The following is a 23,148-nucleotide window of genomic DNA, read 5'->3' on the forward strand; positions in this document are numbered from 1 at the left end:
CGCTGGACGCGGACGCGGTGCAGGTCGGCTGGCGCGCCACGCTCGGCACCCTGCTTTCGGTGGTGCGGCCGTGGCGCGGCACACTCACCGCCACCATCCTGCTGGGCGTGGCGCGGGTCGCGGCCTACATCGGCGTGGGCGTGTTCAGCGCGCTGATCGTCGCCGCCATCCGCGACGGCCGCGACTACTCGGCCCTGATCGCGGGCCTGCTGGTCGCCGCGCCGCTGGCCGCGCTGTTCCACTGGCTAGAGTCCTGGCTGGCGCACGCCATGGCGTACCAGCTGCTGGCCGATATGCGGGTCAAGCTCTACGACAAGCTGGAGCGCCTGGCGCCGGCCTACCTGTTGCAGCGCCGCTCCGGCGACCTGGTGGCGCTGGCCACCCAGGACGTGGAAATGGTGGAGTACTTCTATGCCCACACCATCGCCCCGGCCATCGTCTCGGTGCTGGTGCCGCTATCGGTGCTGGGTTTCCTGGGCGTCTACAGCTGGCCGGTGGCGCTGGCGCTGCTGCCCTTCCTGGCCTATGCCCTGGTGTCGCCGGTGCGCGGACGCCGCAAGGTCGACGCGCTGGGCGACAAGGCGCGCGAGGCGCTGGGCGAAATGAGCGCGCACACCACCGACACCATCCAGGGCCTGGCCGACTTGACCGCCTTCCAGGCCACCGGCCGCCGCCGCGATGAATTCCTGCGCGTGGCGGACCGCTACCGCACGCGCCGCCTGGACATCCTGGACGACCTGTCGCGCCAGACCGTGGGCTTCGAGATCGCCATGGGCCTGGGCGGCCTGGCCGTCGCGGTCGTAGGCGCGCTGCAAGTATCGGCCGGCGCGCTTGCGGCGGGCATGCTGCCGCTGCTGGTGCTGATCGCCCTGGCGACCTTCCTGCCGGTGTCCGAGATCTCGCAGGTCAGCCGGCAACTGGCCGACACCATCGCCGCCACCCGCCGCCTGCACGTGGTCGCCAACGAACCCGAGCCCGTGACCGACGGGCCGCTGCCGGCGCCGGTTTCCGCCCACGGCCTGTCGCTGGCCTTCGACCGCGTCAGCTTCGCCTATCCGGGCAAAAGCGCGGACACCCTGCGCGACCTGAGCTTCAAGGTGCCGGCCGGCACCACCGTGGCCGTGGTCGGCGCATCCGGCGCGGGCAAAAGCACGGTGGCCAGCCTGCTGCTGCGCTTCTGGGATCCGCAAGCGGGTCAGGTCAAGCTGGACGGCGTGGACCTGCGCGAACTGCAGCTGGACGGCCTGCGCGAACGCGTGGCGCTGGTGACGCAAGATACCTATCTGTTCAACGACACGCTGGAAGGCAACATCCGGCTGGCGCGGCCCGAGGCCAGCCCCGAGGACCTGGCGCGCGCGCTGGAACAGGCGGCGCTGTCGGACTTCGTGCGCGCCTTGCCGGAAGGCCTGGCCACGCGCGTGGGCGAGCGCGGCATGCAGCTGTCCGGCGGCCAGCGCCAACGCATCTCGATTGCCCGCGCCTTCCTGAAGAACGCGCCCGTGCTGATCCTGGACGAAGCCACCTCGCACCTGGACACCTTGTCGGAAATGCAGGTGCGCGGCGCCCTGGACGTGCTGATGCGGCATCGGACCACGCTGGTCATCGCGCACCGCCTGTCGACGATACGCGATGCCGACCTGATCCTGGTGCTGGAGCGCGGCAGCCTGGCGGAATCCGGCACGCACGACCAATTGCTCAAGCGGCAAGGGGTCTATGCGCGGCTGGCCAGCCACCAGGGCGGCTACGCCGTCAGTAGCGCAACGTCTCTACCGACTTAGCGTTGGCGCGCACTTCCGCATCCGTGAACCAGACCCGCTTGTTGCCGAAACTGCTGTACAGATCGAACTGGTCACGGGTGTGGACCGACGGCGTGCCGTCCGGGGCGACGAAACCGCTCTGTCCCGGCGCCACTACGTCCACCGCGCGCACGCCCTTGCCGTGGAACACGGTCATGTTGTTCTCGGTGCCGCGGTTCTGCGTGGCCGGAAAGCTCAACACCGCCTTGTCGTCCGCCTGCGGCACGCCCAGGAAGTTCTTGGGCGCGAACACCATCGGCGGCGCGGGGATGCGCCAGCTTGCAGGCTCCTGGCCGTAGGCCTTCCGCAAGGCCGCCAGCGCATCGTCCAGCGCGGCCAGCGTCACGTCCTGCGGCCGCTGGCCATTGAAGAAGTCGTACTGCTGCGGCACGCCTGCGTCGCGGCCGGCCAGCGCATTGAACAGCACCTTCACCCCCACCGTCAGGTTGACCGAACCCGTGGCAGGCGCCGCCTGCGTCGGATAGCCGGTAGCGCTGTACCACTTGAAGAAATCGGCGGGCATGTCGTCGGCCAGCGTGCGCTTGAGCATGGCGCGCAGCCAGGCGTCCATCACGGCCGGACCGGCGTTGTCGTAGTAGCCTGCCTGCTTGTCGTTCGTGCCCATGCCGTCCCAGGACGCCAGCCCGGCCACCAGTTGCGCCCGCGCATCGTCGGCAGGCAGCCCTTGCACCGCCTGCTGCAGGAACGGCAGGAAGTGGCGGCGGTTCACGTCGGCATAGCTGGTGGTGCGGATCAGGTCCCACATCTGCTGCGCGCTGACCTTGCCGCCATGAGCCGTCATGGTTTTCAGGCGGGTCTCGATCTCGGCATAGCGGTCCGCCTGGCCCCACACGATGGCGAACAGGTCGGTGGACGGATAGCCGCGCATGGGCTGGTTGTTCCAGTTGGCAATGAAGCCCTGGCGCGGGTTGTAGACCTGCGGGTTGGTCGAGAACGGCAGCATGCCTAGCCAATCCATCTCGCCGGTGCCGGGCACGGGCAGGCGCGGATCATGGCCTGGGCGGCGCTTGGGATAGAAGCCGGTGTGCGCGTAGCCGATATTGCCCTTGTCGTCCGCGTAATACCAATTGATGGTCAGCGCGTGGCGCGCCGCCTGGGTCTTCCACTGCTCCCAATTGCGCGACTGCGCCTTGTGGGTCCAGGCCATCAGCGACTGCAGTTCATAGCCTTCCCAGGCGCGCGCCTTGGCGTAGGCCACATGCTGCTTGTCATCGAACTTGGTGACGATGCCGTGCACCGTGCGATACACGTCCATCACCACCGGCTGCGCGTCCTTGACCTCGATGAGCTCGGTGCGCTTTTCCATCGTCTTCCAGACGCCATCGTGGAAGTAGCGGCTGCGGTCGTTCGGATCGAGCTTCTCGGCGTAGATGTCCACGTCGTCGCCAAAGCCCGCGGTCGAGCCCCAGGTCACATGCGCGTTATGGCCGAACAGGATGCTGGGATAGGCGAACGGGGTGTTGCCGACCACGTCGAAGCCCGCGCCGTGCAGTCCGATGCCATAGGTGTAGGCCGGATTCCACCAGCCGAACTGCGGCCCGTTCAGCAGAATGGAGCGGGCGTCCTTGGCGTGGTCGCGGCCGACGATCCACATATTGCTGGTGGTCGGAAAACCGGCGATGCCAGGCTGCCCCGACTCCGCGAACTGCGCCAGCAGCCGCGCCGGCGTGGCCGCGGGCGCCTCGTCCAGCACGCCACGCGTCTGCGGATCGCGGGCCACGCGTTCCAGCATGGGCGGCGTGCCGTCGTAGCGCGGCAGCGCATAGGAAAGCTTGGCGGGCGGCCGGGCGCCGTCCGGCCGATAAACGCCCTCTTCCTCCGGTACGGTGGTGGGCGCACGACTGTCGGTCAACCAGCGCAGCTGGTTGAAGATCTGCATGGCGCGCGCGTCGCCGTGCTTGTCTTTCAAGGCAGTCAGCAGCGCCAGGTTGTCGATCTCGCTATTGGCGTCGGAAAAGCGGTTCGCCATGGTGCCCACGAACACCATCGCCACGTCGTAGGCCGTCCAGTCCGCGGGCTGGAAGCGCAGGTCATTGAATTCCTTGGGCATCAGGCTGCCGGGCTCGGCGCGCACCCGCGCGATCCAAGCGTTCATGCCGGCCGCGTAGCCGTCCAGGATCTGGCGCTCGGATGCCGGCAGCGCGGCCAACTGGCGCTGGATGCGCTCGGGCGAGAAGTTGCCGCGGATGGATTTGTCGAAAGCCACCATGGGCTGGCCCAGCACCTCGGCCACGCGGCCCTGGGTACTGCGCCGCGCCATCTCCATCTGGAACAACCGGTCCTGCGCCACCGCATAGCCATAGCCGTAGAAGATGCCGTACACGGTATTGGCGTATACATGCGGCATGCCATAACCGTCGCGCCGTATCGTGACCTGGCCGCTGGCCGCGCCCGCCGGACGCGCTTCGGCCGCGGCCTGTTTCTGGGCGTTTTGCTGGACTTCCTGGGCCTGGGCTTGAGCGCCCATGGCTGCGCAGGCCGCCAGGATGGCGGCCGACAACAAGTGCTGCTTCATTCGAATCTGTCTCCGTATTTGTCGAGCCGCGCCGCGGTGCGAGTCCCGGACGCGGTTTGGCGGCGCCTCTGCGGGCGCCGTCTCCGGACCATCATACGAACAGCCCATTTATAATTCCAATGCATTTATTTCATAGTATTTATGCGGTCTGAACATGGATTTCCAGAAACTCAAGCACCTGCTGGCGGTGATCGAACACGGCACCTATTCGCGCGCCGCGGAGGCGGTCAACTTGTCGCAACCGGCGCTCAGCCGCAGCATCCAGGCGCTCGAAGCCGAACTCGGCCTGCCCCTGCTCGACCGCGGCACCCGCCGCGTGCGCCTGACGCCCTACGGCGCTTGCGTGGCCGAACGCGCGCGCCGCATGCGCTTCGAAGCAGCGGAACTGCAGCGCGAACTGAAAACCCTGCACAGCGGCGAATCGGGCGCGCTGTCGATCGGACTGAGCCCGGCTCCCGCGTCCCTGCTGCTGTCGCCCTTCCTGACCCACATGGCCGGACGGCATCCCCAGGTGCGCGTCGGCGTCGAGCTGGGCGCCACGGCCGCCCTGCTGGAAATGCTGCGCACCGAACGCATCCACGCCATGGTCTGTGATGCCCGCATGCTATATGGCGCGACCGATCTGGAAACCCGCCCCCTGCCCCCCTTGCGGGCCGGCCTGGTCTGCCGCAAGGACCATCCCATTCTTGCCCACAAGCGGCCAGGCATAGCACAGGTCCGCCAGTACCCCGTGGCCTCCAGCACGCTCAGCGCCGAAGTCTCGCTGCGGCTGGCGGAAACGCTGGGACCGAGCGGCGCACCCGAACAGATGGTCACCCACCGTTGCGAAAACCTGGACGCACTGATCGAGCTGACGCTGCGCTCGGACGCGCTGCTGCTGGGCGTAATTTGCGTCACCCGCAGGCAGCAGGAAGCCGGGCTGCTGGTCGAAGTGCCGATCCCGTCCGATCCGCTGCGCCAAGGCCACTATGCGCTGGCCCGGCTGGCGGGACGCACGCCTTTGACTGCGCAGGACGCGCTGTATGAATTTACGCGCGAGTGTTGGGACGGGTTTGCCGCATTCAAGGCGTAGGCCCAGGCCGGGACTGCTTGGTTCAGGCCGTGTTCAAGCGCACGGGCTATCGGCGCGTCGCCATGCTGAAAAAGACCAGGCTGAGCAGCGCAGCGGCAATGTTGTAGAACATGGCCGCCGCCAGCGCCCGCCCATAGATCGATGCGCCATCGCCAGCGGACAAATTCCCTGCGGACTCGAGCATCGTATATATGACGCCGCCCACCACCGCGACGCCGGTGGAGGTCCCGACGACTTGCAAGGTGCTGAGCATCCCGGAGGCCATGCCCGCCTGTTCCTCTTGCACCGAGCCAAGAATGGCATTGAATGCAAGCGGGATCACCAGTCCTTGTCCTGCGCCATTCAGCAGCAGCGATGCCACCAGCAGCGTCAGGTTCTGGGGTTGCGTCGCGGCGGTGATCGCGGACAGCCCCAGGCCCGCAGTGAAGACCAGCACACCGAACAGCAACGCCCCGCGTCCATGGCGAGCCGCCAGTTTAGGACCGGCAAGCGAAGCGCCAAAGAATGCCAGTGCCGAAGGCGTGAACACTGCGCCCGCCATCAGCGGCTCCAATCCGAGCCCGAACTGCAATAGCAGCGTCAGCGCGAAGAAGAACGAGCTGATTGCCGAAAAAAAGAAAAACACCGCGCCTATGCCGGCCACGAATGGCCGATTGGCAAACAGCCGCATATCCAGCACAGGCAGGCCACCGTGCCGGGCCAGCGTCTTTTCATAGCGGACGAAGTACGCCAACACCCCCAGTGCCAGCACAGGCCCGGCAAGCGACCACCAGGGCCAGCCGTGCTCTCGTCCCTCCATCACAGGCACCAGGATCAAGGCCAGCCCGGCGGCGCCCGCAAGCGCGCCGCGCAGGTCCACCTGCGTCGGCACCTGCGCCCGCCATTCGGGAAGCACCCGCCGCCCCGCCGCCAACGCAGCAATGCCTATGGGAACGTTGATGAGAAACACCAGCCGCCACCCCAAATCCAGCGGATTCAGCGTGATGAGAATTCCGCCCAGCAGCTGCGAAATGCTTGCTGCCACGCCCTGCACCGCGCCCATGATGCCGAACGCGCGCCTGCGCGCCTCTCCCTCGAATACGACCCTGATCGATGCGAGCACCTGCGGCATCAACACGCCTGCCCCCACGCCCTGCAAGGCGCGCGCCAGGATGAGCTGCCATGGCGTGAGCGCCAGTCCGCACAGGGCCGAAGCCAGGGTGAACAGCCCCATGCCGGCAAGAAACAAGCGCCGCCGCCCGAAAAGGTCGCCCAGGCGCGCGCCATTTATCAGGCACAAGCCATAGGCCAATGCATACGCCACCACGATCAGCTGCAAATCGGTATCGCTGGCCGACAAGCCGCTCTGGATGCTGGGCAATGCGACATTGACGATGAACAGATCCAGGATCGTCACGAAGTTGCCCATCAACAGCACCGCGAGGGCGCGGCCGGGGCGGTTCTGTTCAGCTTGCAGCGCGAATGCCGGGTTCATTTTTTACATTTATATATATACGATCGTATTTATAGTATCGTGAAAGAATCGAACTCATGCAAGTAGAAAGGCTCCAATGAACCCGTTGCCTCCCTCCCCCGCGCCCGATGGCCGCCGGCTGCGCGGCGAGCGCGCGCGTGCCCGCGTGCTGGACGAAGCCGTGAAACTCCTCTCCGTCGAAGGACTGGGGGGCCTGACTTTCGGCCAGGTGGCCGAACGGGCTGAAGTGGGGAAAAGCAATCTCCAGGTTCTGTTTGGCGACAAGGAAAACCTGCAGTTGGCAGCCTTGGCCCATGCCATCGGCCTGTACCAGACCCAGGTCATCGAACCGGCCATGCGCAAGCGCACGCCGCTGGCGCGGCTGCGCGCCCTGATGAGCGGCTGGTTCGACTTCGTGGAGACCCGCCAGCTTCCGGGCGGCTGCGTCATCACTGCGGTAAGCAGCGAATATCGCGCGCGCCCCGGCCCCTTGCGCGACGCAATCCAGCAATACCGCGAGGCAGGCCGCACCCGCCTTTACGAATTGATCAACGAAGCCAAGGCGCAGGGGCAGATCGCGGCCGATGCCAACGAGGCGAAGCTGGTCATGGAGCTGCTCGCCTACCAGGCATTTGCCAACGTTGCCGCGTTGATGGACGACAAGGCGGACTTCGGCCGCGCCAAGGCAGCCGTGGCGGAAGTGCTTGCAAAAGCGGCTGCCTGATAGCTGCAACCCAGGCGCCTCAACAAGCCCGCCTACACTTTCCGCTCGCCCGGCTCTTGCATCGCCGCCTGCGCGCTCAACCAGTGCGCAACGGCCTGGACCGGCGCCGAGGGCGGCCGGCCGGCATGCATGGCCAGATGGTAGGTGTGCCCGGCTATCTCCGGGCCGAACGGCTGCACGAGATGCCCGGCTGCCAGTTCTTCCGCGATCAACGGCAGACTGACCAGCGCCACCCCATGGCCGGCGACGGCCGCCTGTATGGCATGGCCCTCATCGGAAAAGCGCAACTCGCTGGCCTGCCGCGGCAGCGAACGCTGCGCGACGTCGAACCAGCGCTCCCAGGTCGGATTGTCCGGATGAGACCACTTCCAGTTGAAACGAATCAATGGCACGCCGGCCAGATCGTCCGGTGACGAAACGCCCAGGCGCGGATTCGCCACGGGCGCGAAACGGTCGGTGAACAGCGGCTGGGCAACCAGGCCCGGATACGGCCCGCGGCCATAACGGATCGCGATGTCCACCGCGGCCGATCGCAGGTCCACCACGTCGTCGCTAGCCTGCAACTGCAGATCGATGCCGGGATGCTGGCTGCGGAAATCGGCCATGCGCGGCACCAGCCATTTCACCGTGAAGGCGTTGGTCGCGGAGATGGTCACCTGCGTCCGCGCGCGCTGCTGCGTCAGCCGCGCCAGCATCGCCTCGAAGGCATCGAAGCCGTCGCGCAGCACGGGATAGAGCTGCGCGCCCGCCTCGGTCAGCGACACCCTGCGCACATGGCGGTCGAACAGCGCCAGCCCGGTCTGCGCCTCCAGCGCGCGGATCTGGTGGCTGACAGCGGTCGGGGTGACGGCCAGTTCCTGGGCGGCGGCCTTGAAACTGCCCAGGCGCGCGGCGGCTTCGAACACGCGGAGTCCGGAAAGGGGGAGAGATCGGCGTTGCATGATCATAGATGATATTTACTCATCTTATAGCTGACAAATCAACCTTTGTCACCGCAGCCGCGCATCCCTACATTGGAGGCATGGATCAGCGGCTTCGCGTTGATCCACCCATCAACCATAAGTGAAGGAAATCGCATCATGCTACAGCGCGTCATCACCCAGCCAGACAATTACGCCCCCTTCCTGCTGTCCCAGGGCATCCAGTTCGGCAACCTGCTGTTCATCTCCGGCCAGGCGGGCGCCGCCGATGGCGGAAAGATCGTCGCCGGCGGCTTTCTTGCCCAAGGCGAGCAGGCCTTCCTGAATTTGCGCCGCGCGCTGGAAGCCGGCGGCTCCAGCCTGAAAGACGTCATCAAGGTCACCATCTTCGTCACCGACATGGGGCATTTCGAGGACGTTGTGACGCTGCGCCGCCGGTTCTTCTCGGCCCCCTACCCGGCCGACACGATCGCGGAAATCAAGGCGCTCTACGACCCCGCCGCCATGATCGAAATCGAGGCCATCGCGGCCGTGCGTCCGCAGGAGGGCCGCTGACATGAATGCGCTCGACTATCGTCCGAACGCCGCCGCCCACGCCGGACTGTTCACGCCGCTGCGGCTGGAAAGAGGGCTGAGCCTCGCCAACCGCCTCGCCGTCGCGCCCATGACCCGCGTCAGCGCAACAGAAGATGGCCACGCCACGCCGCAAATGGCCGATTACTACGCAGCCTTCGCGGCCGGCGGCTTCGGCCTGGTGATCACCGAAGGCATCTACACCGACCGGGCGCATGCGCAGGGCTACCTGTTCCAGCCCGGCCTTACCGACGACGCTCAGCGCGACGCCTGGCGCACCGTGGTAGACCGCGTGCATGCGCACGGCGGCCGCATCATCGCACAACTCATGCATGCGGGCGCGCTGTCGCAGGGCAATCCCCATCGCGGCACCACGAAGGGGCCCTCGGCCGTACTGCCGAAGGGGCAGCAAATGACGTTCTATCGGGGGGACGGGCCGTACCGGATGCCTGAAGCCATGTCGGACGAGGACATCGCAGAGGCGATCGAAGGATATGCGCAGGCGGCACGCAGGGCGCAGCAAGCTGGCTTCGACGGCGTCGAGATACATGGCGCCAACGGCTATCTGCTGGACCAGTTCCTCACCCGCTACACCAACCTGCGCGCAGACCGCTATGGCGGCGGCCTGGACAATCGGCTGCGCTTGACCATAGAGGTCATCCAGGCCGTGCGCCGGGCCACGGGACCGCGCTTTATCGTGGGCGTGCGCAGTTCGCAGGGCAAGGTCAACGACTTCACCCACAAGTGGGAAGGCGGCGAGGCGGATGCGGCGCAGATCTACCGCACGCTGGGCGCGCAGCCCATCGATTACGTCCACACGACAGAGTTCGAGGCTTGGCGTCCGGCTTTTGGCGATCGGGGTCACAGCCTTGCGGCATTGGCGCGGCGGCACGTAGCGGTCCCGGTGCTGGCCAATGGCTCGCTACACGATCCGGAGCAGGCCGACGGGGTACTGGCAAGGAGGGAAGCGGATTTCGTTTCACTCGGACGTGGCGCGCTGACGCACGCGGATTGGCCTGCAAGACTGCGTGCCGGCGCAGGGTTCGAAGCCTTTGATCGAGGGTTGTTGGCGCCTATCGCCGATCTTGCCAATGCGGCGCGCCACCGCTAGGAACGCGGGTCATTTGCTCCAGGGCTTTGCTCGAACCGGTAATGCGGATCAAAGAGCGAAATCCTGGCCTGAAATTCCGCTCTCCGACCAAACTCCGCCGTCCAAAAATCTCTGAATTTGAATCCGCCCCGCTGCTGCCAACCTGAAAAATTCTCCGTTTCAGCCAAATACTCGAAATGGCACGAAAAGTGATGGCTATTAAAACCACCGCAGGCAAACCATTTCTATATTATTCCAGGGATAACTCGCGCCGCTTCCGATCCAATCTTTCAAAAAAATAGTAATTTCTCAAACGATTTATGCCCATTAAAGAAAATGATGATTCCAAGCACAAATCGGAGAGTGTGGATTTCGGTTTTTCAGTTGCGATAGGCGGATTCAATCAGCTCCAGGGCGATGCGCTGAATAGTGCTCTCGCAAGCTACAAAACCAGGATCATTGATTCAATCACCACAAAAAGCGGTGACTTGACCAGACAATCGATTGATATCCAGCAAGGTCTTGCCGCAGAGGCCCACCACGTAGGCTCATTCAACATCGAAGCAGCTGCAAAGGGTCAATTGAACCATACGGCTACGCTCGATGTCGGCCGGGTCAATGACCCGGTGGCGGATATCCGCGTGCACACCCCTGATGGCAGTCACGACTATCAGGTGAAGTTCTACAAGGATGGGGATTCAACAGCAGGTGCACTTTCGCCCAAAAAGTACGACACCGTTGGCAAGGTAGTTCCCAGCGATCAGGTCGAGGGTGTCAAAAAAGCGGCCAGCAGGCGCGCAGACAAGGCTGAGGGCAACCGCCCTGAGGTCGCCGAAAGCTACAAGGACACGGCTGCCAAGGCTACGGACAAGATCTCATCAAACGATGGCAAGAACATCCAAAGCACAAGCTTGGAGCGCAAGGGCCAAGGCAGCGCCGAAGAGCTGACCAAAGAGGCAAAGAAAAACGGCGAGGGCCCAAACTACAGGGACACGGCACGGGTCCGCGCCGAATTCAATAGCATGCAGTACCGCAATGCCGCTCAGTCTGGCGCCTTGACCGGCGCATCATTTGCCGCTGTCGGCGAGCTCTACAGCTTCATGACCAGCAACGAGCCGATGACCAAAGAGCGCTGCATGGAAGCTGCACAGGACATTGTGTTTAGCGCTCTTAAAGGCTCAGCCCGTGCCGTTGCCGTTACCAGCGTCCAGCACCTCGGGCAGCTGATGGCTGATGCGGCCGCAGAGGCCGCCGCAAAAACCGCGGCGAAGGCTGCGGGAGGAGCCGCCGCCAAGGCCGGCGCATCTTCGCTGGGCGGCACCATTGGCCAGCAGCTGACAAAGGGTAGGTCGCGGCTGATCCGCAGCGTCACCCTAAACCTCGGCTTGAACAATCCAGCCGGCGTTGAAACTCTCCTGAAAGTCACGGTGAACTGATATGGAACCTGCCGCCCATCACAACCAGCCTCAGTCAACGCCGCAGGGGCCCGCATTCGATTTCATTGACCACCTTGACGATTGGCTGGAGTATCTGACCAAGGTCTTGGAGCTCTCCATCGAAGATCGGCAAACTTGCGTCAAATACGAACGCCAAATCAAATTCCTGATTCGCTTTCGCCAAGGCGCGAACAGCAACATCAATCACAACCGGCTGCTGCACCACTACTACAGCAACAAGAGCTCGAAACAAGGTGACAGCATTGGCATTGGCGGCTCCGCCGACAGTCGCCAGCGACGCCCACCAAGCAAAGAAATAGAACAGAAGGTCAAGGCGATTCTTGAAGATGCATCCCAAGTGATGGCTCTCGACAATATGAGCCTGATCATCAACAAGCCCATCCAGTCTGGCTACAGCAACCCCGACGACCACGCCTTCAATCTCATCAAGAACGCGATGGCATCTGAGGATCTGTTTTTTTTGCAGGGTCCGCCAGGTACCGGCAAGACGACTGCAATCGTTGAGATCATTCTGCAAACGCTGAAAGCGAAGCCAAATGCCCGTGTCCTGGTCACCTCGGAAACGCACGTGGCGGTAGATAACGCGCTGGACCGTTTGTGCAAGATCGGTGACGAACAGATGCGCTCGAAGACCATGCGCTACCCGCGCTACGCCATTACCGAGTACGAATCCGAACACACGCCTGGAACGACAGCCGAGATCCGCGCGAACCAGGTGTGGAACAAGGCATTGAACTTCGCCCCCAAGCTCACTAACGTGCTCTACAACGTCCTGGAACAAGGTGACGTGGAGAACGGGGAGGTGCAGGTGCCACGCTGGCAGTTCAAGAACCTGGCAGACAACCACCAGATAATTGGCGTCACCTGCAACCAGATCGATCACCTGCTGGACGTGGACAGCGAAGACTTCGATCTGGTTATCGTTGATGAATGCTCCAAGGCCACCTTGCCAGAATGGATCATGGCCATGTGCGTTGCCCGCAAGTGCATCTTGGTCGGCGACCACAAGCAGCTGCCGCCGACGTTCTGTGAAGAAGAGAACGACGCGCTGGATACCCTTGCCATATCCAAGGCTCGTCTTATCAAAGACGGCGTGATCGACAAGATTTTCGAGAATCTTCCAGCCACCATGAAGGGACAGCTAGGCAAGCAGTACCGCATGCTGCCTCACATCGGCTCATTCATTTCCACGAACTTCTACAACGGCTCGCTTGACCATCATCGCGAGGAAAGCGATCACGAATTCACCCACTTCGGGTGGCTTACTTACGAATCACGCGGCTTCCGTGTCCCGGCACAGCGAGGCGGATTGCTTGAGAATCAACGTGAGATAGAAATCATCACGCACAGCCTTGCTGAGATATGCCGGCGCCGCAAGGAGAACGCCGCATATTCCAAGCAGCGAAAACTCAGCGTGGCAGTGATTACTCCTTACCGGGCACAGTCCCGGGCGCTGAAAGAGGCTATCAAAAAGCTCGACATCAATGAGTACCTGGCGGTCGAAGTGGATACCGTTGATGCATTCCAAGGACGTCAGGCTGACATCGTTTTCTTCTCATTCGTACGCACAACGGGGCCCGCAACCTTCTACGGCGATTCACGCAGAATGAACGTGGCGATCTCTCGCGCACGTGATGCGGTCTACCTTGTTGGGGATTTGAAGTACATTGAAAGCAAGAATATCGAGGTGCTAAACAAACTGGCGAAGCTTCGACAAATCATGGATTTGGATCATGCTTGATCGTATCCATTTATCCATCGTGCACGAGGTGGAAAAGCAGGGTTCGCTGACTGCGGCCACAGGCGCCCTGCTCTGTTGACAGTGGCCAACCGGGTGTTGCCGCAACTGCCCCTGGCCGAAGGGCGTCTGCGTCAGTTCGTCCAGGGAGAGCGCGGATCACCGCGCATCGGCATGGAGTACCTAAGCCCGAACTCGTATTCGAGCCTGTATTCGACCAAGAACAAGTACTGGTCGTCGCTGGCACCATGCCCAGGCGCCACAAGGCCATCGAGACCACGGACATCATGCTGCGGATGGTCGCCAGCAGACGCGGATATCTGCTACCTGCGTGCGTTTATCGAACAGGCAAAAAGGCCCGCCGCGGGTTAATTCTTCGCGGCAGCGTCTGCTCGCTGGGCGGCCAAAGCCGCGAGCAGATCGGCCTCTCGCCCAACCTTGAATGGCGCTCATGTTTTCATGAAATCAAATCACTTTTTTTCATGAATAAGCCGGCATAAACTACGCCCCCCGCATCGTCACTGTCAAGACTGCTGAATAAAAGAAGAAAAATCGAGCAGCGCTGAAAATGCAGGCATGGACGCGGGTTTTATCTCAGGATTTAGGGCACCGGATCACAATGAGTAAAGATTTTACATTTGCCATCAAGAGCATTTGCTTTGATGAAGACTATCGTCCTGCAGACAATACGCGGATCACAACCAACTTTGCCAATCTCGCCAGGGGCACGAGTCGCCAGGAAAACCTGCGCAACACCCTCAGGATGATTGACAATCGTTTCAATTCCTTGGCGCATTGGGACAATCCCAAAGGCGATCGCTATACCGTCGGCCTTGACATCATTTCCGTTGAGATGAGTATTGACGGCGCCAGCAGCGGCAATGCCCTCCCTTTGATTGAAATATTGAAGACCAGCATTTTTGATCGAAAGGCCAACGAACGCATTGACGGCATCGTAGGGAATAATTTTTCCTCTTACGTCCGAGACTACGACTTCAGCGTGCTGCTGCTGGAACACACCAGGAATCAGCCCGGCTTCAGCACTCCAGAGAATTTTGGCGACCTGCATGGGAAGCTGTTCAAGTGTTTCGTGAATTCAAGCACTTACAAAGACCATTTCAAGAAACCGCCCGTCATCTGCCTGAGCGTATCGAGCAGCAAGACCTATCTTCGGACTGAAAACCAGCATCCTGTATTGGGCGTTGAATACCAGCAGGATGAATACTCCCTGACTGACGAGTATTTCAAGAAAATGGGGATGACGGTTCGCTACTTCATGCCCCCGAACAGCGCGGCGCCGTTGGCCTTCTATTTTTCCGGTGATTTGCTGGGTGATTACACCAATCTTGAGCTTATCAGCACCATCAGCACGATGGACACCTTCCAGAAGATCTACCGGCCAGAGATCTACAACGCGAATTCCGCGGCGGGAAAATCCTATCAGCCCAGCTTGAAGCACCAGGATTATTCATTGACCCGGATTGTCTACGATCGAGAGGAACGTAGCCAGCTGGCTATTGAGCAGGGAAAGTTTGTCGAGGAAAACTTCATCAAGCCATACCAGGCGATTCTTGAGCAGTGGTCCGCAAACTACCCTCTTTGATCAATCAAACGCATCAAGGCATCTATTGTGAAAAAATTGCTACCCACTTCCACAGCCGGCAGCTTGCCCAAACCCTCCTGGCTTGCAGAACCCGAAAAACTCTGGTCGCCCTGGAAATTGCAGGACGAGGGCTTGACCGAGGGCAAGCAGGATGCGCTGCGTTTGTCGCTGCAGGAACAGCAGCACGCAGGTATCGATATCGTCAGTGACGGCGAACAAACGCGTCAGCATTTCGTGACGACGTTTATCGAGCATCTGGACGGCGTTGACTTCGAGAACCGCAAGACCGTCAGGATTCGTGATCGCTACGATGCGAGCGTTCCGACGGTGGTGGGCGCTGTGGCTCGCCGCAAGCCGGTATTTGTCGAGGATGCCAAGTTCTTGCGCCAGCAGACCAAGCAACCGATCAAATGGGCTTTGCCCGGCCCCATGACGATGATCGACACGCTGTATGACAGCCACTATCAAAGCCGCGAAAAACTGGCCTGGGAATTCGCCAAGATTCTCAATCAGGAAGCCAGGGAGCTGGAGGCTGCTGGGGTCGACATCATCCAGTTTGACGAGCCCGCATTCAACGTGTTCTTTGACGAGGTGAATGATTGGGGCGTTGCCACCCTGGAAAAAGCCATTGAAGGGCTCAAGTGCGAAACCGCCGTCCACATTTGCTACGGCTATGGCATCAAAGCCAATACGGATTGGAAGAAGACGCTGGGATCGGAGTGGCGGCAATATGAAGAAGCTTTTCCCAAGCTGCAAAAATCCAGTATCGACATCGTTTCGCTGGAATGCCACAACTCTCGCGTTCCCATGGATCTGATCGAGCTCATCCGGGGCAAGAAAGTGATGGTGGGCGCCATTGACGTGGCAACCGACACCATTGAAACCCCCGAGGAAGTCGCCAACACCCTGCGAAAAGCGCTTCAGTTCGTGGATGCCGACAAGCTCTATCCTTGCACCAACTGCGGCATGGCTCCTTTGTCTCGTGGAGTCGCAAGAGGCAAGCTGAGCGCGTTGAGCGCCGGCGCGGAAATCGTCCGCAAGGAACTCTCGAACTGACCCTGAGAGGGGCGTCGCGACCTGCTCGCGACGACCCCGCATTTCTACCCTACCATGCCACTTTCCAGTACTGCGATCGAGCCCAGGCGCTTTCGCGAGGCGCTCGGACATTATGCGTCCGGCATCACGGTGATTACATCGCACATCGAAGGCGAGCCGATTGGCTTCACCTGCCAGTCGTTCCATAGCGTTTCAATGAGTCCGCCGCTGGTGTCGTTCAGCGTGATGTCCAGTTCGGCCAGCTATCCAAAAATTCGCCGGGCAGGTCGATTCGTGGTCAATATCCTGTCAGATGAGCAGGTCCAGATTTCGAACCAATTCGCTCAGCGAGGCACGGACAAGTGGCGCGAAGTCGAGTGGCGGGAATCGCCGCTGGGCAATCCGATCATTGCCGGCAGCCTGCACTGGCTAGATTGCGAGATTTATGCCGAACACGCCGCAGGCGATCACCTGATCGTGATTGGTGAAGTGAAAGCGTTGAACCTGCAAGAAGCTGCTTCCACGCAGCCATTGCTGTATTTCAAAGGGCAGTATCGCAACATCGCCGCGCATGGCGCGGTTTGAAATGGGCGGATGATTGGCGCAAATTCTGGTCGGCAACGCTGACGACGCGCGCGACGTTCTGAGGGCACGGCATCCCTGCCTGGCCGGATCGAAGGGGACCGACACCGGTTCCTTGCGGCCAAGCCTCTTGTCGCCGCGTCGCGACTCACTTTAGAATGCGGATGATTCTCATTTTTCACGGGCGCCGGTTTCCTCCAGGCCCGCGACGAGCCGGAGGGCCGCATGTCCGCGACCGAGTTTGCAGTGCCGCCGCAGGGCATCGACGTCCTGTACACGAATCACCACGGCTGGCTGAAGGGGTGGCTGCGGCGCCGGCTGGGCAATTCCTCGGATGCCGCCGATCTGGCCCATGATACGTTCATGCGTCTGCTGGTCCGCGGCGAGACCGTTGCGGCGCGGGAGCCGCGCGCGCTGCTGACCACGGTGGCCCAAGGCGTGGTGTCCAATTTCATGCGGCGCCGCCGGATCGAAGAAGCCTATCTGGCCAGCTTGGCCGACCTGCCGGAGCGGGAAGCGCCCAGTCCCGAAACCCGCGCCATCCTGCTTGAGACGCTGATTGAACTGGACCGCCGCCTGGATACGCTGGCCGCCCCCGTGCGCCAGGCATTCCTGCTGTCCCAGCTTGAAGGCATGAAGCAGGCGGACATCGCGGCGACGCTGAAGATATCGCTCGCCACCGTGCAGCGCCATATCGCCAAAGCGGCACACCTCTGCTTCTTCGGCGCCTGAACCCAGGCCCAGCCCCTGCCCGCTTCCTCAGATCTCGACCGACGTCGCCATGCCCTTCCCGCCCGCTGACCCGAGCCCGACGGCGTTCCCCCAGCTGGACGGCCCGCCGCTACCCGCCAGCGTCAGCCTGCGCGCCGTGGAATGGCTGGTCGCCCTGCAAGCCGCGGACGCCAGCGACGCCACGCGCAAGGCCTGCCAGCGTTGGCGGGAGGCGCACCCTGACCATGAACGCGCCTGGCGCCACATCGAGTCCTTCGGCCGGCAATTGCGGGGATTGAACACACCGCTCGTACGCGGCACGCTGACGCGTGAAGAACGCAGCGGCCGCGCACGCCGCCAGGCCATCAAGACCCTGACCCTGGCCCTATTCGCCGGTGGCGGCGCCTGGCTGGCGCGCGACAGCCTGTGGCGCGGCTGGCAGGACTGGCAGTCCGACTACCACACGGATGCCGGCGAGCGCCTGGGCGTCACGCTGGCCGACGCCAGCCGCATCGATCTGGACACCGGAAGCGCCATCGACGTGCGCTTTGACAACGCGCAGCGCCTGGTCCGGTTACTGCGCGGCCGGATCCTCGTGACCACCGCGTCCGACCCGGCCTCCCAGATCGGGCGCCCTTTCCTGGTCGAAACAGCTCAAGGCCGCGTGCGCGCGCTGGGCACCCGCTATAGCGTGCGCCAGTTCCCGGGGCGCAGCCACGTCGCGGTGTTCGAGGGCACGGTGGAAATCCGCCCCGATCTCCTTGCCGAAGCGCCACGGCTTATCCATGCCGGCGAGCAGGCCTCGTTCACCCGCGATGCCATAGAACCCAGCCAGCCCGCCGGCCCGCGCGCCGCGTCATGGTCCGTGGGCATGCTGGTCGCGCAAGACATGCCGCTGTCCGACTTCATCGCGGAACTTGCGCGGTACGTGCCCGGCCGGCTGGCCTGCGATCCCGATGCCGGCCACCTGATGGTTTCCGGCGTCTATCCGCTGGACGACGTCGATCGGGTGCTGGACATGCTGCGCCGGACGCAGCCGGTCGAAGTCGAGCGGATGACGCGCTATTGGATCACCGTGCGCCTGCGCGGCGCCTAGCGCGGCGGCGCGCAAACCAACCGCCCGGACTTTTTTTCGGGCAAACGTGAGGGGTTTCCGATTTTCAAGTGGCAAACCTAATAGAAGCCACATTTTTCTACCGGAAACCGCACCCCTCATGGACTACCGCCTGTCTCGGCGCGCCGCGCGCCTCATCACATGCAACACCCTGGCGCTGGCCGCAAGCCGCGCTGTCTGGCTCACGGCAACGGGCATAGCCTTGGGCGCCGGCGCGAACGCCGTCCAGGCCCAGGCCAGCGCCAAGACCTACGCGATCCCCGCCGGCACGCTGGAAAGCGCGCTGACCCGCTATGCGCTCGAAAGCGGATCGATGCTGTCCTATTCCGCGAGCGACATCGCAGACAAGCGCAGTCCGGGCCTGCAAGGCAGCTTCGAGGCCCCCGCGGCCCTGGCCAGGCTGCTGGCCGGCACGGGACTGGCGGCCCGGCTGCAGCCGAACGGCGGCTATGTGCTGCGGCCGCTACCCGGCGGACAGCCGGGCCAGGAGTCCGCGCAGACCTTGCCCGCGGTTACGGTCACGGGCGTCCATGAATCCGCTTCCGGCCCGGTGCAAGGCTTCGTCGCCCATCGCAGCGCAACCGCCACCAAGACCGACACGGCGCTGCACGAAACGCCCCAGTCCGTCTCTGTGATTCCGCGCGACCAGGTCGTCGCCCAGGCGGCTGACTCGCTGGACCAGGCGCTCGGCTACACCGCCAGCGTCATGTCGCTGGAAGGCGGGGCGCTCAGGCACATCGGCACCCGCTTCACGGTCCGCGGCTTCAACATCACGGGCGCGGCGCCGCTGTATCTGAACGGCACCAAGTTCCCCATCAACTCGCTGAGCGGCGCCATCGAACCCTACAACTTCGAGCGCATCGAACTGCTCAAGGGGCCCGCCTCTATCCTGTACGGCCAGGCCGCGCCGGGCGGCATCATCAACCTCGTCAGCAAGCGCCCCACGGCGGAACCCCTGCGCGAGCTGGAACTGCAGACGGGAAGCTGGAACAAGAAACAGATCGCCATGGACCTGGGCGGCCCGGTGACCGAGGACGGGAACGTACGCTACCGCCTTACCGGTTTGGCGCGCGACAGCGACACCATGATCGATTACATCAACAACGACCGCCAGTCGCTGGCCGGCGCGCTGGAGTGGCAGATCAGCGATGCAACCCTGATCACCCTGCTGGCCAGCTACAGCCGGACCGACAGTCCCTACGATTCAGGCAAACCGCTGGAGGGCACGCTGCTATCCAATCCCAACGGCTCCATATCGCGTTCACGCTTCGTCGGCGAACCGGGCTTCGACCGGTATGTCGTGAAGGGTTCCACCCTGGGCTACCTGCTCGAACACAGGCTGAACAACGACTGGCAGGTGAGGCAAAACCTGCTGGCCTACGAACACAAGGCCGACAACCAGTACGCCGCGGTGAATGCGCGCGTGAGCCCGTCGAACCCTGCCTTGGGCACGCGCTATGCCATCAAGCGCTACGACACCGACAAGGGACTCGCCGTCGACAACCAGCTGCTGGGCAAGCTGCGCCACGGCGGCGTCGAGCATACGCTGTTGTTCGGCATCGACTGGAGCAAGAGCGAATTCACGCGCTCCCAGGAATTCGGGACCATAGCGCCGATCGATCTGTACAACCCCGTCTATGGCGCGCGGCCCAAGCTCGGCGCCCCCAACTATTCAGAAAACGCCGTGCGCCAGCTGGGCTTCTACGGCCAGGACCAGATCAAGTTCAACGACCGCTGGATCGTGCTGCTGGGCGGTCGCTACGATTCCGTCCGCACCGACTCGACGCCGGGCACGGGTGGACAGAACTCCCATGCCTTCACGCCGCGCGCCGGCCTGATGTACCTGTTCGACAACGGCCTGGCCCCCTACTACAGCTATAGCAAGTCGTTCCAGCCCACTCCGGGATTGGACTTCAGCGCCAATCCGTTCAAGCCCACCACGGGCGTGCAGCACGAAATCGGCTTGAAGTACGAACCCAAGGGCGTGGACGCGTCCATCACCGTGGCGCTCTACGAAATCACGCAACGCAATGTCCTCACCAGCGATCCCGCCCACGTAGGCTACCTGGTCCAGACCGGCGAAGTCCGCTCGAAAGGCGCCGAGATCGAGGCCCGCGCCAGCCTGAACCGGCAACTGGATCTGGTGGCCGCCCTGGCGACGACGGATGCGCGCGTCACCAAAAGCAATCTGGGCAATGAAGGTTCGCGGCCCGCATCGGTCCCGCGCAACATGGCTTCGCTCTGGATGGACTACCGGTTTTCGTCCGTTCCGGGCCTGAGCGCGGGCGTCGGCATGCGCTATGTGGGGCGTCAGGAGATCTATGACCTGCCCGTGCCCTCCTACACCACGTACGGCGCCGCGCTGCGCTATCAATGGGACAAGTGGCAGTTCGCCCTGAACGTCAAGAACCTGGCGAACAAGACCTATGTGGCCGCGTGCCCGGGTACTTGCTTCTATGGCGACGAGCGCAACATCACACTGACGGCGCGCATCAACTGGTAAGCGGCCGTTCGTGAGCCGACGGCGCGACGGCAATCGCGATCTTTCCTGGATCGCCGTTGACAGCATATGATTGCTGCCTTGCAAACATAGTTAGGAATCGGCCTATTCATGCATATCGAAGAACGCATCCACATCGCAGCGCCTCCCATGGTCATCGACCAGATTTGGAGCGAGGTCGACCGATGGCACCTTTGGGACCCGGACACAAAGCGAGCCCAATTGAATGGACCATTCGTGGTTGGAACAAGGGGCCGGATAGTTCCCAGCAAGGGCATGGGCGTGCCCATGGTTCTCACAGAGCGCTCCGAGGGCCGATCGTTCACCGTGGAAGGCTACATCCCTCTGTTCCGCATGCACTTCGAGCACATCGTTACGCCGGTGGATGGCGGCTCGGAAGTCGCTCATCGCGTGTGGTTCTCGGGCGCCCTTGCTGTTCTCTTCGGGCCACGCGTTGCCAAGCAGATTCGGGAGGGGCTTCCTCAAACCATGCAATCACTTAAAGCATATGCGGAGCAACGCCAACAAAAGCTCTAGTCGCGTCGCGGGGCCGTGCGACTAGGTGTTGCCGCCGATGGTGTCGAACACGACATCGGCGCCGCGGCCATTCGTTGCCCGCATGATGGCGTCGACATGACCTTCCCTTTCGTGGTCGATGATCACATCCGCACCCAAACTGCGTGCAAAGCAGGTGCGCCCTACTTGTCGACCGACCGCATATCGCAAGTCGTCTCGGAAGACGAGCAGACGCCGCGAAACCACGCCCGCCCCCGCGTGCGGTCCTTGGGGGCCAAGGGTTCGAACTCCTTGCTGTTGCGCATCTCGTAGTCCAGCAACAGCCAGTCGCCCTGGCAGGCGACGATGCCGCGCAGCGTGGCTCTCTCGGTCAACCAGTCGTCTCCCAGGTCCAGCAGCCGTTCGCTACCGGCGTCCGGACGCGCGTAGCCCCGCGCCGACTGGATGCCGACCTGCGCATCCCCGGCCTCGATCCAACCCTCGCCCCGGTACACGGGCCGCGGCTTGCTCTGTTCGTCGCCGGTCTTGTCGTCGCTGGCGTTCCTGATCTTGAGCCAGCCGTCGCGCGCCTCGGTCACGTCGAAGGTGACGCTGTAGTAATCGATGTTGGGATCGGCGCCTTCGCCGCGAGTCGTCGGCAGGCTGCCCGCCACCGCTGCCTGGGCGGAGGCTGCCGCGCGCACCTGGATGGCCGGCTTCTCGTCGGTCGTCCAACCCGAGAAGCTGCACGTCGTCGGGCCGGGCGGAGTCCAGGCGGTAATGGTAGACGCGGCCTGGGCGTTGAGCGCGGGCGACAGGGTCAGCGTGGCTAGCACCAGAAGAATCCGTCGAACAGTCATGGGGTTGAACGCTTCGTCGATTGCGGGCCGGCAAAGCGTAGCATGGCGAGCCGCGTCGATCGGCCCCCGATCAGTTGCTGTTGATCCATTCCTGCGTGTCCCGGACGAACCAGGGCAGATTCAAGCGCTCTCCTTCGCCGGACTGTATGGTCAAGCGCTGATCCGAGGATCCCGGGGTGTTGCTCTTACCCTGCCCCGTGGAAGGAGACCGGCTGCGATAGTCCAGCTCGGTTTGCTGAGGAGGTTTATCCGCGCAGGCGGCGATCAACGCGCACGCGACCGCAGCAAGCACAGGCCGCAGTACTGGACGAAGGATCTTCATGACGTTCTGGTTCCCGCTGAGGGCACAGGCCAATGTGCCGGAAAATCAAGGCCCACAGCCCATACCTTACTCGCAATGCAAGGCCGGCGTGGACCTGTCACAGCGGCATACTGAAATAGACGACCCGCTCGGTCTCTTTGAACCCCAGGCGCGAGTGGGCGGCCTGGCTTACCACGTTGTCCAGCCCAGTATCCGAGGCCAGCTCCTTGCATCCCCTGTCCAGCGCCCACTCCCGAACGGCGGCGACCAGGGCCCTGGCCGCGCCCTGCTGCCTGGCTGCGGGAATGACGTACAACCCTTCCAGGAACGCCACGGGGCTGGAGTCCGTTCCATTGACGTAGTCCGGTCTGATGGAAGCTTCGGCAAGACCCAAGGCCTGTCCGCTGTCGGCGCGCACCAGGAACTGGGCGTACCTGTCCGGCGAGGACACCTGGTCGTCCATATCTGCCTGGTGCTCGACAGCCGAGGCCGCAGGCCAGAGCGCCATGCGCAGCTCGAGCCAGTCGGCGTTCCGGGAGGAAGTGATTGCGGCGGTTTTCATGGGCAGGGTTGGTTTTCCAGGTGACG

Annotated in this window: 20 protein-coding genes and 2 pseudogenes; 15 read left to right on the forward strand and 7 right to left on the reverse strand. The window is 62.9% G+C overall.

Features of this window, described 5'->3' with window-relative positions; genetic code table 11:
* On the forward strand, positions 1 to 1,778 hold a 1,778-nt coding region (locus WBB14_RS21990; RefSeq protein WP_424241713.1), incomplete at its 5' end, for an ABC transporter ATP-binding protein.
* Here WBB14_RS21990 and WBB14_RS21995 read toward each other — a convergent pair.
* On the reverse strand, positions 1,750 to 4,332 hold the full coding sequence (locus WBB14_RS21995) for a penicillin G acylase (protein WP_424241714.1): 2,583 nt from the start codon (positions 4,330 to 4,332) through the stop codon (positions 1,750 to 1,752). The genes WBB14_RS21990 and WBB14_RS21995 overlap by 29 nt on opposite strands.
* A 154-nt stretch (positions 4,333 to 4,486) precedes the next feature.
* On the opposite strand from WBB14_RS21995, the gene WBB14_RS22000 reads away from it, so the two are divergent.
* Complete coding sequence (locus WBB14_RS22000; protein ID WP_424241715.1) at positions 4,487 to 5,404, forward strand: LysR family transcriptional regulator; 918 nt, start codon at positions 4,487 to 4,489, stop codon at positions 5,402 to 5,404.
* Positions 5,405 to 5,450: 46 nt separating this feature from the next.
* On the opposite strand, the gene WBB14_RS22005 is transcribed toward WBB14_RS22000, so the two are convergent.
* Positions 5,451 to 6,878, reverse strand: a complete 1,428-nt coding sequence (locus WBB14_RS22005; protein ID WP_424241716.1) for an MFS transporter — start codon at positions 6,876 to 6,878, stop codon at positions 5,451 to 5,453.
* A 15-nt stretch (positions 6,879 to 6,893) separates the two neighbouring features.
* On the opposite strand from WBB14_RS22005, the pseudogene WBB14_RS22010 reads away from it, so the two are divergent.
* Positions 6,894 to 7,581 (forward strand): annotated as a pseudogene (locus tag WBB14_RS22010) (TetR/AcrR family transcriptional regulator).
* Positions 7,582 to 7,613: 32 nt separating this feature from the next.
* Here WBB14_RS22010 and WBB14_RS22015 read toward each other — a convergent pair.
* A complete protein-coding gene (locus tag WBB14_RS22015; RefSeq protein ID WP_424241717.1) occupies positions 7,614 to 8,522 on the reverse strand; it encodes a LysR substrate-binding domain-containing protein in 909 nt (302 codons plus the stop codon).
* Positions 8,523 to 8,660: 138 nt separating this feature from the next.
* On the opposite strand from WBB14_RS22015, the gene WBB14_RS22020 reads away from it, so the two are divergent.
* The 12 genes and pseudogenes from WBB14_RS22020 (at position 8,661) to WBB14_RS22075 (ending at position 21,441) form a co-directional block, all read left to right on the forward strand.
* On the forward strand, positions 8,661 to 9,056 hold the full coding sequence (locus tag WBB14_RS22020; protein ID WP_424241718.1) for a RidA family protein: 396 nt from the start codon (positions 8,661 to 8,663) through the stop codon (positions 9,054 to 9,056).
* Between the two features lies 1 nt (position 9,057).
* Positions 9,058 to 10,185: an NADH:flavin oxidoreductase gene (locus WBB14_RS22025; RefSeq protein WP_424241719.1), complete on the forward strand. Its 1,128-nt coding sequence runs from the start codon at positions 9,058 to 9,060 to the stop codon at positions 10,183 to 10,185.
* Positions 10,186 to 10,484: 299 nt separating this feature from the next.
* The gene (locus WBB14_RS22030) at positions 10,485 to 11,600 is read left to right on the forward strand and encodes a hypothetical protein (protein WP_424241720.1); all 1,116 of its coding nucleotides are present in this window, start codon (positions 10,485 to 10,487) and stop codon (positions 11,598 to 11,600) included.
* Between the two features lies 1 nt (position 11,601).
* The gene (locus WBB14_RS22035; protein ID WP_424241721.1) at positions 11,602 to 13,362 is read left to right on the forward strand and encodes an AAA domain-containing protein; all 1,761 of its coding nucleotides are present in this window, start codon (positions 11,602 to 11,604) and stop codon (positions 13,360 to 13,362) included.
* Positions 13,355 to 13,676: pseudogene (locus tag WBB14_RS22040) on the forward strand (hypothetical protein); the annotation flags it as partial. The gene WBB14_RS22035 and the pseudogene WBB14_RS22040, both read left to right, overlap by 8 nt.
* 302 nt (positions 13,677 to 13,978) lie before the next feature.
* Positions 13,979 to 14,962, forward strand: a complete 984-nt coding sequence (locus WBB14_RS22045) for a DUF1852 domain-containing protein (RefSeq protein WP_424241739.1) — start codon at positions 13,979 to 13,981, stop codon at positions 14,960 to 14,962.
* Between the two features lie 27 nt (positions 14,963 to 14,989).
* Complete coding sequence (locus WBB14_RS22050; RefSeq protein WP_424241722.1) at positions 14,990 to 16,018, forward strand: methionine synthase; 1,029 nt, start codon at positions 14,990 to 14,992, stop codon at positions 16,016 to 16,018.
* A gap of 54 nt (positions 16,019 to 16,072) precedes the next feature.
* Entirely contained in the window at positions 16,073 to 16,582 is a 510-nt protein-coding gene (locus WBB14_RS22055; protein WP_424241723.1) for a flavin reductase family protein, read from the forward strand.
* Between the two features lie 222 nt (positions 16,583 to 16,804).
* Positions 16,805 to 17,311 (forward strand): sigma-70 family RNA polymerase sigma factor, encoded by a 507-nt coding sequence (locus tag WBB14_RS22060; protein ID WP_424241724.1) that lies wholly within the window; start codon positions 16,805 to 16,807, stop codon positions 17,309 to 17,311.
* A 49-nt stretch (positions 17,312 to 17,360) separates the two neighbouring features.
* Positions 17,361 to 18,386: a FecR domain-containing protein gene (locus WBB14_RS22065; protein WP_424241725.1), complete on the forward strand. Its 1,026-nt coding sequence runs from the start codon at positions 17,361 to 17,363 to the stop codon at positions 18,384 to 18,386.
* Positions 18,387 to 18,504: 118 nt separating this feature from the next.
* Positions 18,505 to 20,907, forward strand: coding sequence for a TonB-dependent siderophore receptor (locus WBB14_RS22070; protein ID WP_424241726.1), 2,403 nt, complete (start codon positions 18,505 to 18,507; stop codon positions 20,905 to 20,907).
* A gap of 108 nt (positions 20,908 to 21,015) precedes the next feature.
* Positions 21,016 to 21,441, forward strand: coding sequence for an SRPBCC family protein (locus WBB14_RS22075; protein ID WP_424241727.1), 426 nt, complete (start codon positions 21,016 to 21,018; stop codon positions 21,439 to 21,441).
* Between the two features lie 21 nt (positions 21,442 to 21,462).
* Here WBB14_RS22075 and WBB14_RS22080 read toward each other — a convergent pair whose 3' ends face one another.
* From WBB14_RS22080 to aac(6'), 4 genes are all read right to left on the reverse strand, one after another.
* Positions 21,463 to 21,567 carry a hypothetical protein gene (locus WBB14_RS22080; RefSeq protein WP_424241728.1) on the reverse strand — a complete coding sequence of 35 codons (105 nt, stop codon included), beginning with the start codon at positions 21,565 to 21,567 and terminating at the stop codon, positions 21,463 to 21,465.
* Positions 21,568 to 21,602: 35 nt separating this feature from the next.
* On the reverse strand, positions 21,603 to 22,259 hold the full coding sequence (locus tag WBB14_RS22085) for a hypothetical protein (protein WP_424241729.1): 657 nt from the start codon (positions 22,257 to 22,259) through the stop codon (positions 21,603 to 21,605).
* A 70-nt stretch (positions 22,260 to 22,329) separates the two neighbouring features.
* Positions 22,330 to 22,581 (reverse strand): hypothetical protein, encoded by a 252-nt coding sequence (locus WBB14_RS22090; protein WP_424241730.1) that lies wholly within the window; start codon positions 22,579 to 22,581, stop codon positions 22,330 to 22,332.
* A gap of 97 nt (positions 22,582 to 22,678) precedes the next feature.
* Positions 22,679 to 23,122: an aminoglycoside 6'-N-acetyltransferase gene (aac(6'), locus tag WBB14_RS22095; protein WP_424241731.1), complete on the reverse strand. Its 444-nt coding sequence runs from the start codon at positions 23,120 to 23,122 to the stop codon at positions 22,679 to 22,681.
* Positions 23,123 to 23,148: the final 26 nt, after the last annotated feature.

It is taken from the genome of Achromobacter sp. (assembly GCF_049647645.1).
Taxonomy (GTDB): Bacteria; Pseudomonadota; Gammaproteobacteria; order Burkholderiales; family Burkholderiaceae_B; genus Achromobacter.

Excerpts from the sequence above, each read along its gene's own strand:
- WBB14_RS21995 (WP_424241714.1), bottom strand. The coding sequence starts at position 4,332 with ATGAAGCAGCACTTGTTGTCGGCCGCCATCCTGGCGGCCTGCGCAGCC.
- WBB14_RS22000 (WP_424241715.1), top strand. The coding sequence starts at position 4,487 with ATGGATTTCCAGAAACTCAAGCACCTGCTGGCGGTGATCGAACACGGC.
- WBB14_RS22005 (WP_424241716.1), bottom strand. The coding sequence starts at position 6,878 with ATGAACCCGGCATTCGCGCTGCAAGCTGAACAGAACCGCCCCGGCCGC.
- WBB14_RS22025 (WP_424241719.1), top strand. The coding sequence starts at position 9,058 with ATGAATGCGCTCGACTATCGTCCGAACGCCGCCGCCCACGCCGGACTG.
- WBB14_RS22060 (WP_424241724.1), top strand. The coding sequence starts at position 16,805 with ATGTCCGCGACCGAGTTTGCAGTGCCGCCGCAGGGCATCGACGTCCTG.
- WBB14_RS22075 (WP_424241727.1), top strand. The coding sequence starts at position 21,016 with ATGCATATCGAAGAACGCATCCACATCGCAGCGCCTCCCATGGTCATC.
- WBB14_RS22090 (WP_424241730.1), bottom strand. The coding sequence starts at position 22,581 with ATGAAGATCCTTCGTCCAGTACTGCGGCCTGTGCTTGCTGCGGTCGCG.
- WBB14_RS22070 (WP_424241726.1), top strand. The coding sequence starts at position 18,505 with ATGGACTACCGCCTGTCTCGGCGCGCCGCGCGCCTCATCACATGCAAC.
- WBB14_RS22015 (WP_424241717.1), bottom strand. The coding sequence starts at position 8,522 with ATGCAACGCCGATCTCTCCCCCTTTCCGGACTCCGCGTGTTCGAAGCC.
- WBB14_RS22055 (WP_424241723.1), top strand. The coding sequence starts at position 16,073 with ATGCCACTTTCCAGTACTGCGATCGAGCCCAGGCGCTTTCGCGAGGCG.
- WBB14_RS22020 (WP_424241718.1), top strand. The coding sequence starts at position 8,661 with ATGCTACAGCGCGTCATCACCCAGCCAGACAATTACGCCCCCTTCCTG.
- WBB14_RS22035 (WP_424241721.1), top strand. The coding sequence starts at position 11,602 with ATGGAACCTGCCGCCCATCACAACCAGCCTCAGTCAACGCCGCAGGGG.
- WBB14_RS22045 (WP_424241739.1), top strand. The coding sequence starts at position 13,979 with ATGAGTAAAGATTTTACATTTGCCATCAAGAGCATTTGCTTTGATGAA.
- WBB14_RS22030 (WP_424241720.1), top strand. The coding sequence starts at position 10,485 with ATGCCCATTAAAGAAAATGATGATTCCAAGCACAAATCGGAGAGTGTG.
- WBB14_RS22085 (WP_424241729.1), bottom strand. The coding sequence starts at position 22,259 with ATGACTGTTCGACGGATTCTTCTGGTGCTAGCCACGCTGACCCTGTCG.
- WBB14_RS22065 (WP_424241725.1), top strand. The coding sequence starts at position 17,361 with ATGCCCTTCCCGCCCGCTGACCCGAGCCCGACGGCGTTCCCCCAGCTG.